Source organism: Blastococcus aggregatus, assembly GCF_900221005.1.
GTDB lineage: Bacteria > Actinomycetota > Actinomycetes > Mycobacteriales > Geodermatophilaceae > Blastococcus > Blastococcus aggregatus.
This window is the reverse complement of sequence record NZ_OBQI01000001.1, coordinates 794,132-809,086: the sequence shown is the minus strand read 5'-3', so window position 1 is coordinate 809,086 and position 14,955 is coordinate 794,132. Positions and strand designations below refer to the sequence as shown.

19 protein-coding genes are annotated in these 14,955 nt (G+C 76.3%); 11 read left to right on the top strand and 8 right to left on the bottom strand.

Features of this window, described 5'->3' with window-relative positions:
* Positions 1 to 2 precede the first annotated feature (2 nt).
* A complete protein-coding gene (locus CRP29_RS04090; RefSeq protein ID WP_097193722.1) occupies positions 3 to 671 on the bottom strand; it encodes a lysophospholipid acyltransferase family protein in 669 nt (222 codons plus the stop codon).
* Positions 672 to 838: 167 nt separating this feature from the next.
* Between CRP29_RS04090 and def the strand changes: the two genes are divergently transcribed.
* From def to CRP29_RS04075, 3 genes are all read left to right on the top strand, one after another.
* Positions 839 to 1,396: a peptide deformylase gene (gene def / locus CRP29_RS04085; protein ID WP_097193721.1), complete on the top strand. Its 558-nt coding sequence runs from the start codon at positions 839 to 841 to the stop codon at positions 1,394 to 1,396.
* A 76-nt stretch (positions 1,397 to 1,472) separates the two neighbouring features.
* On the top strand, positions 1,473 to 1,964 hold the full coding sequence (locus CRP29_RS04080; RefSeq protein ID WP_097193720.1) for an FBP domain-containing protein: 492 nt from the start codon (positions 1,473 to 1,475) through the stop codon (positions 1,962 to 1,964).
* A gap of 38 nt (positions 1,965 to 2,002) precedes the next feature.
* Complete coding sequence (locus tag CRP29_RS04075) at positions 2,003 to 2,632, top strand: flavodoxin family protein (protein ID WP_097193719.1); 630 nt, start codon at positions 2,003 to 2,005, stop codon at positions 2,630 to 2,632.
* Here CRP29_RS04075 and CRP29_RS04070 read toward each other — a convergent pair.
* Positions 2,617 to 3,870, bottom strand: a complete 1,254-nt coding sequence (locus CRP29_RS04070) for an MFS transporter (protein ID WP_245852410.1) — start codon at positions 3,868 to 3,870, stop codon at positions 2,617 to 2,619. The two genes, CRP29_RS04075 and CRP29_RS04070, sit on opposite strands and share 16 nt — an antisense overlap.
* An 87-nt stretch (positions 3,871 to 3,957) precedes the next feature.
* On the opposite strand from CRP29_RS04070, the gene CRP29_RS04065 reads away from it, so the two are divergent.
* A complete protein-coding gene (locus CRP29_RS04065; protein WP_097193717.1) occupies positions 3,958 to 5,139 on the top strand; it encodes a glucose-1-phosphate adenylyltransferase family protein in 1,182 nt (393 codons plus the stop codon).
* A gap of 3 nt (positions 5,140 to 5,142) precedes the next feature.
* Here the strand turns inward: CRP29_RS04065 and CRP29_RS04060 are convergent, their stop codons facing one another.
* A complete protein-coding gene (locus tag CRP29_RS04060; protein ID WP_097193716.1) occupies positions 5,143 to 5,841 on the bottom strand; it encodes a DUF4383 domain-containing protein in 699 nt (232 codons plus the stop codon).
* A gap of 25 nt (positions 5,842 to 5,866) precedes the next feature.
* Between CRP29_RS04060 and CRP29_RS04055 the strand changes: the two genes are divergently transcribed.
* Positions 5,867 to 6,313, top strand: a complete 447-nt coding sequence (locus CRP29_RS04055) for a tetratricopeptide repeat protein (RefSeq protein WP_245852408.1) — start codon at positions 5,867 to 5,869, stop codon at positions 6,311 to 6,313.
* A gap of 343 nt (positions 6,314 to 6,656) precedes the next feature.
* Here CRP29_RS04055 and CRP29_RS04045 read toward each other — a convergent pair whose 3' ends face one another.
* A complete protein-coding gene (locus tag CRP29_RS04045) occupies positions 6,657 to 7,418 on the bottom strand; it encodes an adenosylcobinamide-GDP ribazoletransferase (RefSeq protein WP_097193713.1) in 762 nt (253 codons plus the stop codon).
* A 49-nt stretch (positions 7,419 to 7,467) separates the two neighbouring features.
* The gene (locus CRP29_RS04040) at positions 7,468 to 8,019 is read right to left on the bottom strand and encodes a histidine phosphatase family protein (RefSeq protein WP_097193712.1); all 552 of its coding nucleotides are present in this window, start codon (positions 8,017 to 8,019) and stop codon (positions 7,468 to 7,470) included.
* 143 nt (positions 8,020 to 8,162) lie between these two features.
* On the opposite strand from CRP29_RS04040, the gene CRP29_RS04035 reads away from it, so the two are divergent.
* Complete coding sequence (locus tag CRP29_RS04035; protein WP_097193711.1) at positions 8,163 to 8,951, top strand: Fic family protein; 789 nt, start codon at positions 8,163 to 8,165, stop codon at positions 8,949 to 8,951.
* 14 nt (positions 8,952 to 8,965) lie between these two features.
* Here the strand turns inward: CRP29_RS04035 and CRP29_RS04030 are convergent, their stop codons facing one another.
* A complete protein-coding gene (locus CRP29_RS04030; RefSeq protein WP_097193710.1) occupies positions 8,966 to 9,238 on the bottom strand; it encodes a hypothetical protein in 273 nt (90 codons plus the stop codon).
* 57 nt (positions 9,239 to 9,295) lie between these two features.
* On the bottom strand, positions 9,296 to 10,141 hold the full coding sequence (locus tag CRP29_RS04025) for an HAD family hydrolase (protein ID WP_097193709.1): 846 nt from the start codon (positions 10,139 to 10,141) through the stop codon (positions 9,296 to 9,298).
* A gap of 127 nt (positions 10,142 to 10,268) precedes the next feature.
* Between CRP29_RS04025 and ssd the strand changes: the two genes are divergently transcribed.
* The 4 genes from ssd to CRP29_RS04005 are packed head-to-tail and all read left to right on the top strand — an operon-like array spanning position 10,269 to position 14,029.
* Entirely contained in the window at positions 10,269 to 11,354 is a 1,086-nt protein-coding gene (gene ssd / locus CRP29_RS04020) for a septum site-determining protein Ssd (RefSeq protein WP_097193708.1), read from the top strand.
* Positions 11,351 to 12,490, top strand: a complete 1,140-nt coding sequence (locus CRP29_RS04015; RefSeq protein ID WP_097193707.1) for a TadA family conjugal transfer-associated ATPase — start codon at positions 11,351 to 11,353, stop codon at positions 12,488 to 12,490. Before ssd ends, CRP29_RS04015 begins: the two co-directional genes overlap by 4 nt.
* Positions 12,487 to 13,266, top strand: coding sequence for a type II secretion system F family protein (locus CRP29_RS04010; protein ID WP_097193706.1), 780 nt, complete (start codon positions 12,487 to 12,489; stop codon positions 13,264 to 13,266). The genes CRP29_RS04015 and CRP29_RS04010 overlap by 4 nt, the downstream gene beginning before the upstream one ends.
* A gap of 19 nt (positions 13,267 to 13,285) precedes the next feature.
* Positions 13,286 to 14,029: a type II secretion system F family protein gene (locus tag CRP29_RS04005; RefSeq protein WP_245852407.1), complete on the top strand. Its 744-nt coding sequence runs from the start codon at positions 13,286 to 13,288 to the stop codon at positions 14,027 to 14,029.
* 5 nt (positions 14,030 to 14,034) lie between these two features.
* On the opposite strand, the gene CRP29_RS04000 is transcribed toward CRP29_RS04005, so the two are convergent.
* Positions 14,035 to 14,463: a cupin domain-containing protein gene (locus CRP29_RS04000; protein WP_097193705.1), complete on the bottom strand. Its 429-nt coding sequence runs from the start codon at positions 14,461 to 14,463 to the stop codon at positions 14,035 to 14,037.
* A gap of 227 nt (positions 14,464 to 14,690) precedes the next feature.
* On the opposite strand from CRP29_RS04000, the gene CRP29_RS03995 reads away from it, so the two are divergent.
* A complete protein-coding gene (locus tag CRP29_RS03995) occupies positions 14,691 to 14,954 on the top strand; it encodes a DUF4244 domain-containing protein (protein ID WP_245852400.1) in 264 nt (87 codons plus the stop codon).
* Position 14,955 lies beyond the last annotated feature (1 nt).

The window sequence follows — 14,955 nt, the reverse complement described above, 5'->3', positions numbered from 1 at the left end:
GGTCAGGCGGCCGCTCCCGGAGGAGTGCCCCAGCCGTCCTTCTCCTGGCCGGACAGCGCGGCGATCCGCTCCATGATCACGTCGGTGACCTCCCGCCGGGCCTTGCCCTTCCCGGCCAGTCCCCGGTGCTCGGGGAAGGTGAGCGGCTCCCCGAAGGTCACCGACACCCGGCGCGGCCGCGGCCAGCGGGCGCCGACGGGCTGCACGCGGTCGGTGCCGGAGACGGCGACGGGGACGACCGGGCAGTCGGCGGTCAGCGCCAGCCAGGCCACGCCGGTCTTGCCGCGGGCCAGCCGGCCGTCCCGCGAGCGGGTGCCCTCGGGGTAGAGGCCGAACGCCAGCCCGCTCTGCAGCACGCCCAGCGCCGTGTCGAGCGCGGCCTGCGCGGCCCGGTGGGTCTCCCGCTCGACGGGGTGCGCACCCAGGGCGGTGAACAGCGCCCGGGTGAACCAGCCGGAGATCCCGCTGCCGGTGAAGTACTCGGCCTTGGCCAGCAACGCGACCCTGCGTGGCGCCACGATCGGGATCACGATGCTGTCGATGAAGGACAGGTGGTTGCTGGCCAGGATCACCGGCCCGGTGAGCGGCACGTTCTCCCTGCCGGTCACGCGGGGCCGCAGCAGCACCCACAGCAGCGGGCGGATGACGAACCGGGCGATGACGTAGAACACCGGGTGCTCCCTCCTCGGCCCGCCCGGCCGACGGCAGGGACCGGCGGCTCGTGCGGCGTCCGCATCCTCCCCGACGCCGTCGACTCCGCTGCGGAGGCACCCCTGCGCGGAGCGCGGGCACCGGAGGGTGTCGGTACAGCGGGCCGACGTCCCTAGGATTCGTCGTCATGCGCCTGCCCGGCCGTTACGACGGCGTCGCCCGCCCCATCGTCACCTACGGCAGCAACCCGGTCCTGCACCGCTCCTGCGCCCCGGTGACCGAGTTCGACCGGGAGCTGCGCCACCTGGTGCTGGACATGTTCGCCTCCATGGAGGCGGCCGACGGCGTGGGGCTGGCGGCCAACCAGATCGGCGTCGACGCGCGGATCTTCGTCATCGACTGCCCGGACGCCGAGGGCGAGGACGTGGTCGGCTACGTCGTCAACCCGACGCTGACGATCCTCGACCCCGCCGACGGCGAGCCCGCCGAGGAGGTCACCGAGGAGGGCTGCCTGTCGGTGCCCGGCCCCTACGCCGAGCTGCCGCGTGCCTTCCGCGCCCGGGTCGACGGCGTCGACGTGCACGGCGGCCCGGTGCGGATCGAGGCGACCGGCATGGCCGCGCGCTGCCTCCAGCACGAGGTCGACCACCTGAACGGCACGGTGTACGTCGACCTGCTGCCCGAGGAGCACCGCGAGCGGCTGCTCGCCGAGGCGGCCGGCCCGGGCGGCGACCTGCCCGCCTGAGGACGGCGAAAACCGGGTGAGTTCGGCGCCGTCGTGCGGCACGATGGCCGTTCCCCCCACGCAAGGAGATCGATCCGTGCACGCCCTCACCGAGCAGCAGGTCCGCCGCTCGTTCGTCAACTGCTCGCAGGGTGAGGCCAAGGGGCTGGCGCTGCCGAAGGACTTCGCCGACCTCGACTGGGCCGGTCTCGAACTGCTCGGCTGGCGGGACCCGAAGGCGCCGCTGCGCGGCTACCTCGTCGTCGAGACCGCCGACGGAGCCGTCGGCCTCGCCGTCCGTGCCGCCGAGTCGCGGATGTCGCCGCAGACGACGGCGATGTGCCTGCTGTGCCAGACGGCCCGGAGCGCGGACGCCGTCTCGCTGTTCACGGCGAGGCGGACGGGTGCGGCCGGGCGCAACGGCAACACCCTGGGTACGTACATCTGCGCCGATCTCGGGTGTGCGGAACGCGTCAGGACCGACATCCCGCCGTGGCTGCAGGATCGGAACCCCGCGGAGGTCGTCGCCGAGCGCGCCGCGGAGCTGCGGGAACGGGTGCGGGGCTTCGTCGACGCAGTCCGCCGCTGAGGTGTGACGGCGGTGGGTCGCGGGGCATCTGACCGTGCATGACCGACACCGCCTCCTCCGCCCAGCCCCTCCGCGCCCTCGCCCTGGTGTGCAGCCTCAAGCCCTCGCCGGCGCCCTCCAGCAGTGACCTCATGGCCCGCCAGATCCTCGAGCAGCTGGGGAAGCACGGGGTGACCGGCGACGTCGTCCGCGTCGTCGACCACGACGTGAAGCCCGGCGTCGAGATCGACCTGGGCGAGGGCGACGCCTGGCCGGGGATCCGCGAGCAGCTGATGGCCGCCGACATCCTGATCGTCTCGACGCCCACCTGGGTCGGGCACATGAGCAGCGTCGCCCAGCGGGTGCTGGAGCGCCTGGACGGCGAGCTGTCCGAGACCGACGACTCCGGCCGCCCGCTGGTCGCCGGCAAGGTGGCGGTCACCGCCGTCGTCGGCAACGAGGACGGCGCCCACAAGATCACCGCCGACCTCTTCCAGGGCCTCGACGACATCGGCTTCACCATCCCCTCGCAGGGCGGGACCTACTGGAACGACGAGGCCATGGGCAGCCGGGACTACCTGGACCTCGACGAGACGCCGGAGGCGGTCGCGTCGACCACGGCCACGCTGGCGGAGAACGCCGCGCACCTGGCCCGCGTGCTGAAGGCGAACCCCTACCCGGGCAGCTGAGCCGGGGCGAGCCGGTCGGCGGTCTCGTCCACCGGAGCCGGGACGGCGGCGATCGACCCGGCCGTGCGCCGGGCCCGAAGCATGGCGACGACGGCCAGTAGCGCGAGGACGACGACGGTGACGCCGTAGACCTCGGTGGTGCGCGTCAGGCCGACCCCGTTGGCGGAGATGCCGGCCGCGATCGCCGGCAGGCTGAACGCCAGGTACCCGACGACGAAGACGGCGGCCAGCAGGCCGGCCCGGTGCCCGGAGTCGACGCCGAGCGTGATCGTGGCGACCGCGCCGAGGAACGCGGCGCCGAAGCCGAACCCGGTGACCACCGCTGAGGCGAACAGCAGCGGGGCGGAGGTGGCGAGGAGCGCGCCGAGGGTGCCGGTGACCCCGGCCGCCACCACCAGCGCGCCGAGGACCATCGCCCGCTCCGGCGCCGCGGTGCGCAGCGCCAGCGAGCCGAGGACGCCGGTGCCGTTGAGGGCGAGGATCAACAGCCCGCCGACCAGGTGGTTGTCGATGCCGAAGACGTCGGCGACCAGGGACGGGCCGAGCGAGGCGTACAGCCCGCCGAGCGACCAGCAGGCGACCAGCAGCGGCACGGCGACGACGAAGGCCCGGCGGTGCGCCGGCGGCACGTGCACCCGGGGACGCAGGGACGCCGCCGCGCCGGGCAGCCGGGGCGAGCTCTCCGGCAGCAGGAGGGCGCCCAGGGCCGCGAACACGAAGACGACGGCGAGCACGCCGAACGCCCACTCGGCGGGGGAGGCGATCGACTGGACGAGCAGGCCCGCTCCGGCCGCGCCGATCGAGAGACCGAGGCCGGGGGAGGCGCTGTTGATGAACGCGCCGTGCGGCCGGTCCGGGTGCTGCAGGTCCAGCAGCGAGGCGCCGAGCGTGCTGGTCAGGGCGCCGGTCGCCAGCCCCTGGACCACGCGCGCGGCCAGCAGCCAGCCCACCCCGTCGGCGGCCAGGAACAGCGCCATCGCCACGGCCTCGAGCAGGAACGCCGCGATCAGCACCGGCCGGCGCCCCACGTGGTCGGAGAGACCGCCCACGACCAGCAGCGAGAGGAGCAGGGCGAAGGCGTAGATGCCGAAGATCGTCGTCAGCACGCCGGAGCCGAAGCCGAACTCCTCCTGGTAGACGCGGTAGAGCGGTGACGGCACGCCCGAGGCGGCCAGCATCAGGACCAGGAGCACGGCGACCGACCAGAAGGCGGCGGTCCTCGGCAGACGGCGGGACACGGGCACGACAGCCAGGAAGCCGCGCGCCGTGGATCTGATTCCCGGGAGAGCGTGTCGCGGCGGCGCCGGGCCGGGTAGAGGCCGGGCATGGCGCTTCCCCGCATCCTCGTCCTCGTCCTGGCCGGAGGCGCGGGTGGGCGGCTCGAGCTGCTGACCGACCGGCGGGCCAAGCCGGCCGTTCCGTTCGCCGGGGTCTACCGGCTGATCGACTTCCCGCTGAGCAACTGCCTGCACTCCGGCATCGCCGACGTCTGGGTCTCGATCCAGTTCCACCCGACCTCGATCTCGCAGCACCTGGCGAACGGCCGCCCGTGGGACCTCGACCGCAGCACGGGCGGGCTGCTGACCCTGCCGCCGTTCCAGGGCACCGATCGCGGCGGGTGGAACACCGGCACGGCCGACTCGCTGTGGCGCCAGGCCGACCTGATCCGGGCGTTCGCGCCCGACGCGCTGGTCGTCGCCAGCTCCGACGCCGTCTACAAGCTCGACTACCGCGAGGTGGCCGACGCCCACCTGGGCTCGGGCGCAGAGGTGACGATGGTGACGACCGAGGTCGCCGCCGACGACGCCCCTCGCTACGGCATCGTCGAGGTGGGCAACGGCGGCCGGGTCACCGGATACGCCTACAAGCCCGACGAACCGGCGACGACGACGGCGACCAACGAGGTGTTCGTCTTCTCGCCGACGGAGACGCTGGACCGGCTGGAGGCGCTGGCCCGGGACGCGGGGGAGGACGGGCTGGAGGACCTCGGTTCCCAGCTGCTCCCCGCACAGACCGACGACGGACTGGCCCGGGCCTTCCCGCTGGAGGGCTACTGGCGCGACGTGGGCACGATCCCCGCCTACTGGGAGGCGCACCGCGAGTTCATCCAGGAGGAGCCGCCGCTGGATCTCGACGATCCCTCGTGGGCGATCCGCACGCGGGGCGGCCGGCACAGCGCCGCGCGCCTGCTGCGCGGTGCGGTGGTCGAGGACAGCCTCGTCTCCGGCGGGACCCGGGTGGGCGGGGAGGTCCGCGGGTCGGTGCTGTCCCCGGGCGTGGTCATCGAGCGCGGAGCGACCGTCGTGGACTCGGTGCTGCTGCCCGGCGCCCACGTCCGGGCCGGGGCCACGGTCACCCGGGCGGTGCTGGACGACCGGGTCGAGATCGGGGAGTCGGCCACCGTCGGTGGCGACGGAGAGATCACGCTGGTCGGCCGACGGGCGGTGGTGGACGCCGGTGCGCAGCTCGCCGCCGGCGCCCGGTTCCCCGAGCCCGACGACGACTGACGCTCAGTCGAACTGCATCCAGACCCGGCGCCGGTCCCCCCGGGTGTGCACGCGGGCCATGGCCTCGACGCGACGGAGCTGGTCGGCCGTCGCGGTGTGGTTGACGACCGCGACCTCGGCCTCGCGCATGGCCCGCTCGGCGGCGAACTCGGCGGGCGTGGAGGGCACCGACTCCGGGCCGTCGTCGTCCGCCATCCGGGGCCGGGCGTACGGGCTGTCGGCCGGCAGGTTGCCGCTCACCCGGCCGTAGGCGCCCAGCAGCAGCAGGACCAGGCCGGTGACCTCGGAGAAGATCACGTTCTCGATCTCGAAGGCCAGGAGGTTGGCGTCGGTCCGCAGCACCGCCAGGCTGCCCAGGCCGGCGAGGAGGAACGCGATGCCGACGACGATCATCAGCGTCGAGGCGGTCCGCGGGCTGCGCAGCGCGGCGAGCACGAGCACCCCGGCGGTGAGCACCGAGACCGTCGAGAGCAGACCGTTGGACGACATCCCCAGGATCGGCTGGCCGTCGGTCGAGAAGAAGTCCAGCCCCCCGGCGAACCCGAGCAGGCCGAAGACCAGGATCACCGCCGCGACGGCGAGTGCGCCCGCGCGCTGGACGGCGAAGACCCGCGGGTCGTGGCCGCGGCCGTCGTCGTCCGCGGTGCGGGCCCGGGACGCGGCGCCGGCCGTCCGCAGGGAGGGGAGGTGGCGAAGCTGCATGGCGAGCTCCTCGGTCGGGGGAGGGATGCCCGCTCTTCCCCCGTCCTCGGCGCCGTGGATGCGCTCGTCCGGCGCGTCGCGCGAGCCGCCCGAGCGCCCGGCGGCCGGGAAGCCCGAGCGCGCCCCGCACGTTGAGGGATACGTGAACGAGCCGTTCGAGATCGACCTGCACTCGGAGTTCCTCCGCGCCGACCTGTTCCTGACCATGGGCCGGCCCGACGAGGCGGCGCGGATCCTGGAGCCGGTCGTCGACGCCGAGCCGGACAACCAGGCCGCGCTCGAGGCGCTGGCGCGGGCGTACTTCGGCTCCGCCCAGCTGACCCGGGCGGAGGGCGCGCTGACCCGCCTGGTGGTGCTCGCCCCCGCGAACGGGTGGGCCCGTCGCGCGCTGGCCCGCACGCTGGAGCGGCAGAGCCGGCACGCCGAGGCCATGTCGCACCACCGGATGGCCGACGCCCTCGGCGCCGGCTGAGGCCGGTTGGTTGGTCCGTGCTCCTCGACGCGCTGTCACGCCACGCCGCGTGCAACCCGGTGAGGTGGGTCGGGCCCGGTCGGACCGGGCACCCAGCGTCCATGAGCATCCTCGGACGACTGATGGGAACGGCAGAAGGCGCGGCGCGCGGCACGGCTCGCGGAGGCCGCGGGACAGCGCGACCGGCGCGCGGGATGGGTCGCTCCACCGGCCGCGGCGCGGTCGGGGGTCGCGGAATGCGTCGTGGCCGCGCCGGAGCGCCGGCGGCGTCGGGTGGGCTGGGCTCCCTGGTGGGCGGGCTGCTCCGGCGCCGCTGAGTTCCTGGCCGGGCTCGAGTGCCCGGCTACCAGAGGGCGGCGGCGACCAGCAGGGTCGCCGCCGTCGCCACCTCCGCCATCGCGCCCATGACGTCGCCGGTGGTACCGCCGAGCCGGCGGTGCGCCCGACGGTGCAGCAGCTCGGCCGCGACCGCGCCGGCGGCGAGGGCGCCGACCAGCACCGCGGCATGCTCCGGGCCGCGCAGCGCCGTTCCGGCGCCCGCCGCGGCGAGCACGGTCAGGGCCGCCGCACCGGCGAGCCAGGCGCGCGAGACCGTGCCGGCGACCGTGCGGCCCAGGGACGACCCCTCGGCGACCGCGACGCCGGGCAGTCCGGTGCGCCCCATGACCAGTCGGGCCCCCACGACCGCTGCCCACAGGGCCAGCCAGCCGCCGTCCTCCTGCAGCAGCGCGGTCAGGCAGGCGACCTGCAGCAGCAGGGTGAGCACCAGCGTGACGACGCCGAACGGGCCGACGTCGCTCTGGTGCATCACCTGGAGCGCGCGTTCCCGGCCGCGCAGCGGGCCGAGGCCGTCGGCGGTGTCGGCCAGCCCGTCGAGGTGCAGGCCCCGCGTGAGCAGCGCGAGGGCAGCGACGCCGAGCACCGCGCCGGTGAGGGGGGAGACGACGCGGGAGCCGGCCTCGGCTCCCGCGGCCGCGACCCCGCCGAGCAGCAGGCCGACCACCGGCGCCCACGGCAGCACGCCGCGGGTGGAGGTCGCCGCCCGGGCCGGGACGGGCAGGGCGGTGAGCAGCGCGACCGACTCCCACGGGCCGGTGAGCCTCATCGGAGCCGCTCCTCGGTACCGCGCACGGACCGGGCCCGGTCCGCCGAGGTCACGGGCAGAACTCCACCCGGGTGATGCTGCCGTTGTGCGGCGTGACGGCCGGCATGGCGTCCGGCCCCAGATCCGCGACGACGGCCTGGATCGCACGGATCGTGTCCCCGTGGGTGACCAGGGCGATCACGTCGGCCGGCGGCTCGGCGCAGAGGTCCTTGAGGTAGGCCGCGACCCGGCCGTGCAACTCGGCCAGGCTCTCGCCGCCCTCGGCCGACCACTGCGCGTCGGACCAGTCGACGACGTCCCACAGCTCCCGGGACGGGCGGCCCTCCAGCACTCCGTAGCCCTGCTCGCGCAGTGCCGGCGTGGTGACGATCGGCAGGCCCGTCGCGCGGGAGCACGCCTCGGCGGTCTGGACCGCGCGCACCAGATCGCTGCTGATCAGCGCGCCGGGGGAGAGGCCGGCGAGTTCGCTCGCGGCCTCCTCGGCCTGGCTGCGACCGAGCGCGGTGAGCGGCACGTGCGGTGTCTGCCCCTGCATCAGGCCGGCGGCGTTCCACTCGCTCTGCCCGTGGCGGACGAGCAGCAGCGTCAGCGGGCGGGCCATGGTGGGAGCGAGCGTAGCCAGGTGGGCGCCGCCCCGGGGAACGTGCCTCGTACCGTCGTCCCGACGGCTCATCAGCGAGGGCCGGAACGCATCAGCACAGCAGCGCCGGTCGGCCGCACCGACAGGCGCAGCGAGGAGAGCACGTGAGCATCCCCGTCCGTCCCGGCGCCGCCCGCTCCACGGATCGGCCGGCCGCACCGGACCAGCTGGCGCCGCTGCTCGACCTGCCCGGCGTCCGGGTCGCCGCCGACGCCGCGCGCGCGGGCGTCGACCGGCTGCTCAGCCACAAGGTGCTCCGCCGCGAGTCCGCCGGGGTGAGCACCGAGTCCGCGCTGCGGGGAGCCCGGGCCTCCGCCGCCCTCGAGGGCGTGGACGTGCCCCTGGCCGAGCTCCGGGCCGGTGCCGTCGAGGACCCGGTCGTCCAGGGCGCGCTCCGGGTGTCCGCGGGTCTGGGCGGCATGCTGGAGACCTGGCCCAAGGCGCCCGGTCAGGTGCTGGCCCGCCTGCACGTCCTGGCCGCCAGCGACCGGGTCGACACCGCCGACCTCGGCCGGCCGGCGCCGCACGCCGGGCCGCGGCTCACGGGGCTGTTCTCGCTGGTGACCGCGACCACCTCCGCGCCCGCCGTGATCGTCGCCGCGCTCGTGCACGGTGAGATCGCGGCCATGGCGCCCTTCGGGGTGGCCGACGGACTGGTCGCCCGCGCCGCCGGCCGGCTGACCGGCATCGCCCGCGGGCTGGACCCGAAGGCGTGCTCGGTGCCCGAGGTCGGCTTCGTCGAGCTGGGCGCGGCCGCCTACGCCGAGGCGCTGGCCGGCTACGCCTCCGGTGATCCGGCGGGCGTGGCGCGCTGGCTGGTGCACTGCTGCCAGGCCACCGAGCACGGCGCCCTGGAGGGCCTGGCCATCTGCGAGAGCCTGCTCCGCGGCTGAGCGCTCGCCGCCGATCAGCGCGGCGCGAGCACCAGCCCCGTCAGCGCGACGGCGGTCGCCGCGAACGCGCAGCCGGCCGCGGCGGGTGTCCACGCGCCGGTCAGCGCGCCGTAGCCCAGTCCCGCCAGCACCGACAGCCACGGGCCGGACAGCGAGAGGAACAGGCCGATCCGCGCGGCCCGGCGACGACGCCGGCGACGCGGTGCGGTCCGCACGGACTGCCCGAGGAGCACCGCGGCGGCGCACACGGCCAGGGCCGCGAGCCAGGCGAGGACCGCGGTGAGCACGACCGCAGGATGGACGAATCGACGGCGCGTCGGCCGGAGCCTCGCCGAGGCGGAGGGTCAGGCCCCGCGGCGGCGCCGTCGTCCCGACATCGGCCCCGAGGTGTCCGGGAGGACCGGACGGGCCGACCGGTACCGGGCGTACCAGGCCAGGCCGACCACGGCGGCGCCCACGCCCATGGCCGCCGCGCCGGTGACCACGGGCGCCGTCGGCACGGAGAACCGGGCCCGCATGCTCACCGGTCGCTCGAAGCGCAGCACCGGCCAGCCGTGCTGCAGCGCCGCCTTGCGCAGGCCGCGGTCGGGGTTGACGGCCGTGGGGTGCCCGACCGCCGTCAGCATGGGCAGGTCGGTCACCGAGTCGCTGTAGGCGTAGCAGTCGGCGAGGTCGTAGCCGCCCTCGGCGGCCACCTCGCGCATCGCGGCCGCCTTGTTGTCCGCGTAGGCGTAGAAGTCGATCTCGCCCGTGTAGCGGCCGTCCTCGACCACCATCCGGGTGGCGACCACCCGGTCGGCGCCCAGCATCTCGCCGATGGGCCCGACCATCTCCGCTCCGCTGCTGGAGACGATGACGATCTCCCGGCCGGCGGCCCGGTGCTCCTCGATGAGGTCGGCCGCCTCGGCGTAGACCAGCGGGTCCACGACCTCGTGCAGCGTCTCGCGGACGATCTCGTGCACCGTGGCGGCGTCCCAGCCCGTGACCATGGCGGTCATCTGCGCACGGAGCCGCTCCATCTGCTGGGCGTCGGCGCCGGCGAGGGAGAAGACGAACTGGGCGTAGGCGGTCTTGAGGACCGTCCGCCGGTTGATCAGCCCGCCCTGGAAGAACGGGCGGCCGAAGGCCAGGGTGCTGGACTTGGCGATGATCGTCTTGTCCAGATCGAAGAACGCCGCGGCGCGGGTCACGAGGCATGACGGTAGTAGGCCCTGACGGGGAGGACAGGACGCGCACGCCGTCCACACCCGAAGGAGTCATCCACAGTTCGGCCGCGGATCTGGCACTGTTCGCCCACCCGCCGGTGAGCTGTCACCCGTGCCCGCCACCCCGGTCCTGCCCGACCCGTCCCTCCGTCCCCTGGTCGTGAGCCGCGACGAGGACCTCCTCGACGACGTGCTGCGCCTGCTGGCCGCCGCCGGCGCCGAGCCCGAGATCGCCGTCGGCGGCCCACCGCTGCGGCGGGCACACCGCGCCGCGCCCCTGGTGCTGCTCGGCGCCGACGTGCTCGGGACGGCGGCGGTCCGGGGGCTCGGCCGGCGGCCGGGTGTGGTGGTCGTCGCCCGCACCGAACTGCCCGCAGCGGAGTGGGCAGCGGCGGTCGAGGTGGGCGCCGAGCGGGTCGCGCTGCTGCCCGCCGACGAGGCCTGGCTGCTGTCCCGTGCCGCCGCGGCGGTCCGTACGCCGGTCGACCGCGGCTGGCTGCTGGCCGTCGGCGGCGGGTGCGGGGGCGCCGGGGCGAGCACGCTCGCGGCCGCGCTGGCCGTCGCCGCGGCTCCCGGCGTCGTCCTGGTCGACGTCGACGGCTGGGGTGCCGGGCTCGACCTGCTGCTCGGCGCCGAACGGGTCGACGGGCTGCGGTGGCCGGAGCTGACCGGGCTGCGCGGCCGCGTCTCCGGCGACGCGCTCCGGGCCTGCCTGCCGGAGGTGGCCGGGGTGCACGTCCTCGCCGCGGCACGGTCGGCGCGACCCGAGCTGCCGGAGGAGGCGGTCCGGGCGGTGGTCGAGGCCGCCCGCTCCGAGGGCGTGCCGGTGGTGGTGGACCTGCCGCGCCCGGGGGCGGAGGGGTTCTGCTCCCCGACGCAGGCGGTGCTCGCCGAGGCCGATCTCGCGCTGCTCGTGGTCCCGGCCCGGCTGCGTGCGGCCACCGCGGCGCGGCTGCTGGTCTCGGGAGCGGGCTCGCCGTGGTCGGCCGCGCAGCTCGTGGTCCGTCCCGTGCCGGGTGGTCTCGCTCCGGACGAGGTGGCGGACGTGGTCGGTCGACCGGTGCTGGCCGAGCTGCCGCACGACCGCAGCGCCGTGCCCCGCAGCGAGCGCGGCGAGCTGCCGGCCGTCGCCCCGCGCACGCCTCTCGGCGGTGTGGCGCGGCGCGCGCTGGCCCGGGTGCGGGAGGCGGCCGCATGACCGCGAGCCTGCTGGACCGGGTCCGCTCCCGGCTGGCGCTGGAGCCGGGTCTGCCGACGCAGGCCGACGTCGCCGCCGTCGTCCGTCAGGAGAGCGGCGGGCTGCTCGGCGACGACGACGTGCTGCGGGCGGTGCGCGACGCGGTCGACGAGCTGGCCGGTGCCGGTCCCCTCGAGCCGCTGCTCCGGCTGCCCGGCGTGACCGACGTGCTGGTCGCCGCTCCGGACCGCGTCTGGATCGACCGCGGGGCGGGGCTGGAGCTCACCGGGGTGGGCTTTCCCGACGACGACGCGGTCCGCCGGCTCGCCGTGCGGCTGGCCGGGGCGGCCGGACGGCGCCTGGACGACGCCGCGCCGTGGGTGGACGTCGGCCTGCCCGACGGCACCCGCCTGCACGCGGTGCTCGCGCCGGTGGCCGGCCGCACCTGCCTGTCGCTGCGGGTGCTGCGGCGGTGCAGCCGGAGCCTGGCCGACCTCGAGGCGCTCGGCGCGCTGCCCGGCGAGAGCCCCGCGCTGCTCCGCGCGCTGGTGCGGCGCCGCCGGGCGTTCCTGGTGACCGGTGGCACCGGATCGGGCAAGACGACGGTGCTGTCCGCGCTGCTCGGCGAGGTCGGTCCGGACGAGCGGGTGCTGACCTGCGAGGACGCCGCGGAGCTCGCGCCGGCGCACCCGCACGTCGTCTCCCTGCTCACCCGCCCACCCAACGTGGAAGGGGTCGGGCAGGTGACCCTCCGCGACCTGGTGCGCCAGGCGCTGCGGATGCGGCCCGACCGGTTGGTGGTGGGCGAGGTGCGCGGGGCGGAGGTGGGCGATCTGCTGGCCGCTCTGAACACCGGCCACGACGGCGGGTGCGGCACCCTGCACGCCAACCGTCCGGCCGAGGTGCCGGCGCGGCTGGAGGCGCTGGGCGTGGCGGCGGGGCTGGACCGCTCCGCCGTGCACAGCCTGACGGCGGCCGCCCTGCACGTCGTCGTGCACCTGCGCCGGACGTCGGAGGGCCGCCGGGTGGACGAGCTGGGCGTGCTCCGCCGGGCCGGTGAGTGGGTGGTCGTCGAGCCCGGCTGGCGCGCCGACGGCGGGCCGTGCCCGGCGGGTGACCGGCTCCGGGCGCTCCTGGACGGGTCGGCCGGACCGTGAGCGTGCTGCTGCTCGGTGCCGCCGCGCTGCTGCTGTGGCCGGGCCGCCGGGCGACGGACCGGCTCCCGGACGCGGCAGAGGAGGTCGCCCCGTCCGCCCGCGGCGGGATCGCCGGCTCTCCGCCGGTGATGGCCGCAGTGCTGGCGGCCGCGGCCGGCGCGGTGCTGAGCACGCCGCTCGTCGCCGTCCTGGCCGGCGCCGCGGCCGCAGCCGGTGCCCGCGCGCACGCCGCGCACCGGGCCGAGGCGCGGGTCGAGACCACCCTAGGCGGGCTGGCGGACGGGCTCGGTGCGCTGGCGGCCGAGCTGCGCAGCGGCCGCTCGCTGGACGATGCTGCGGTGGCGGCCGGGCACGCCTCGGGTGACGACGGTGCCGGCCGGCTCCTGGCCCGGGCGGTGCGCACACCGGACGCACCCCCGGCGGAGGCGGCCGGGGAGGTGGGCGCTGCCCTCGGCAGGGTGGCTGCGGCCACGCGCCTCAGCACCCGCACCGGGTGCTCGCTGGCCGCCGTGGCGACCGCGGTCGAGGACGACCTGCGGGCCCGGGTGCGGCACCGGGCGGAGCTGCGTGCCGCGACGGCGGGCCCGAGGGCGAGCGCCGCGGTGCTGGCCGGCCTCCCGCTGCTCGGCCTGCTCATGGGCAGCGGGGTGGGCGCCGATCCGTGGCGCGTCCTCACGACCACCGGGACGGGGCAGGTGCTGCTCGTCGTCGGGGTGGCGCTCGAGGCGGCCGGCCTGGTGTGGTCGCGCCGGCTGGTCCAGCGGGCCCTGCGGTGACCCGTCCGGGCTGCTGGTCGTGACGCCCGACCGGCCCTGGCCGGCGTTGCTGGTCCTCGGCGTCGCGCTCGTGCTGTGGCCCGCCGCAGGCGGGGCGGGCATGGCCCGGTGGTCGGCGATCCGGCCGCACCCCGAGGGAGCCGTCCCGCCGCCGGAGCGGGATGCCCGGCGCGAGCGGCTCCGCCGGTGGCTGCTCGCGACCGCGGCGGGGGTGGCGGCGGTCCTGCTGGTCGGCGGGTTCGTCGGGCTGGGTGCGGGGGCGGCCCTCGGCGCAGGTGCCGAACGCATGCTGCGCGCGCGGGCTCCGGACGAGGCCGCGGCGAACCGGGCGGCCTGGCACCGCGACCTGCCCGGGGCCTGCGACCTGCTGGGGGTGTGCCTGTCCGCCGGGCTGCCCGTCGAGGGCGCGCTGGAGGCGGTCGGGCGCGCCGTGGACGGGCCGCTCGGGGCACAGCTGCGTTCGGTGGCGGCCCTGTCCCGGCTGGGCGCCGATCCGCGCCGGGCCTGGGCCGATGCCCCGCCGGAACTCGCCGCGCTGGCACGGGTGCTGGTGCGGGCGGGGGAGTCCGGCGCCCTGGTCGCCGCGTCGTTGCGGACCCTCGCCGCCGAGAGCCGGGCCTCCGACCGGGCCAGGGCCCTGGCCGCCGTGCAGCGGGCGGGCGTCTGGGTGCTCGCCCCGCTGGGTGCCTGCTTCCTGCCGGCGTTCGTCTGCCTGGGCGTGGTGCCGCTCGTGCTCGGGATCGCCGCCGACGTCGTCGGCTGACGGGGTCAGGCCTGGGGCGCCACGACGAAGACGTCGGAGTACTCCGACACGACCGCCAGCACCGCGGAGATGTCCCCGGACCGGCGTGCGACGGCGAGCTCCCGGTGGAACTCGCCCGTGCGCAGCGCCGGCCGGGTCTGCCAGGTGACGACGGCGTTCTCCGCGCCGGGGTTGCGCATCTGGTGCACGCTGCCGGCCGGGATGTCGATGGAGTCCCCGGCCCGCAGCGTGGTCTCGACGCCGTCCACCAGGCACCACATCTCGCCCTCCAGCACCGAGAAGTGCTCGCTCTGCTGCGGGTGGAGGTGCGCGATCGGCAACGCCGAGTCCGGTCGGTAGGTGGCGCGCATCTCGTGCACCTGCCCCTGGCTGTCCTCTCCGGTGGTCGTGAACTCCAGTCGGAGATTGCCGTCGTCCAGCACGTCCGCGTCCATGTGCTCGTCCCTGTCCCTGAGTGGTGGTCCGTCGTCGCGAAGGCTGCCGGGCCGGCCTTGCGGCGCACTGGGAGCGCACTTGGGCCCCGAGCCCGGGATCGACCATGGCCGGATCCACAGCCGCGGCCGCTCTCCACAGATCGGCCGGCCCCCTGGGACGTCCGGCGGTCCGCGCCGAGGCTCGGTGCACGGCCCGACCGACGGGCCACCGACGCCCGGAGGCGACCGTGTTCACCAGTTCCACGACCGTGCCCGAACCCGCTCCTCAGGAGGAGGTGGCGAGTCGCGCACCCGGCCTCCGGACCGTGCTGCGCCGCCGCCTCGCACTGCTGACCGCCGAGCCGGAGGCCGGGATGAGCACCGCGGAGTACGCGGTCGGGACGGTCGCGGCCTGCGCCTTCGCGGCCGTCCTGTTCCGGGTCGTCACCGGCGACTCGGTCGTCGACGGGCTGACCGATCTGGTCGACCGCGCGCTGGCCACGCTGGCCTGAC

Bases quoted from the DNA above. Each gene is read 5' to 3' on its own strand.
- def (WP_097193721.1), top strand. From the start codon at position 839: ATGCGCCTGCCCGGCCGTTACGACGGCGTCGCCCGCCCCATCGTCACC.
- CRP29_RS04075 (WP_097193719.1), top strand. From the start codon at position 2,003: ATGACCGACACCGCCTCCTCCGCCCAGCCCCTCCGCGCCCTCGCCCTG.
- CRP29_RS04065 (WP_097193717.1), top strand. From the start codon at position 3,958: ATGGCGCTTCCCCGCATCCTCGTCCTCGTCCTGGCCGGAGGCGCGGGT.
- CRP29_RS04060 (WP_097193716.1), bottom strand. From the start codon at position 5,841: ATGCAGCTTCGCCACCTCCCCTCCCTGCGGACGGCCGGCGCCGCGTCC.
- CRP29_RS04055 (WP_245852408.1), top strand. From the start codon at position 5,867: ATGCCCGCTCTTCCCCCGTCCTCGGCGCCGTGGATGCGCTCGTCCGGC.
- CRP29_RS04045 (WP_097193713.1), bottom strand. From the start codon at position 7,418: ATGAGGCTCACCGGCCCGTGGGAGTCGGTCGCGCTGCTCACCGCCCTG.
- CRP29_RS04040 (WP_097193712.1), bottom strand. From the start codon at position 8,019: ATGGCCCGCCCGCTGACGCTGCTGCTCGTCCGCCACGGGCAGAGCGAG.
- CRP29_RS04015 (WP_097193707.1), top strand. From the start codon at position 11,351: ATGACCGCGAGCCTGCTGGACCGGGTCCGCTCCCGGCTGGCGCTGGAG.
- CRP29_RS04000 (WP_097193705.1), bottom strand. From the start codon at position 14,463: ATGGACGCGGACGTGCTGGACGACGGCAATCTCCGACTGGAGTTCACG.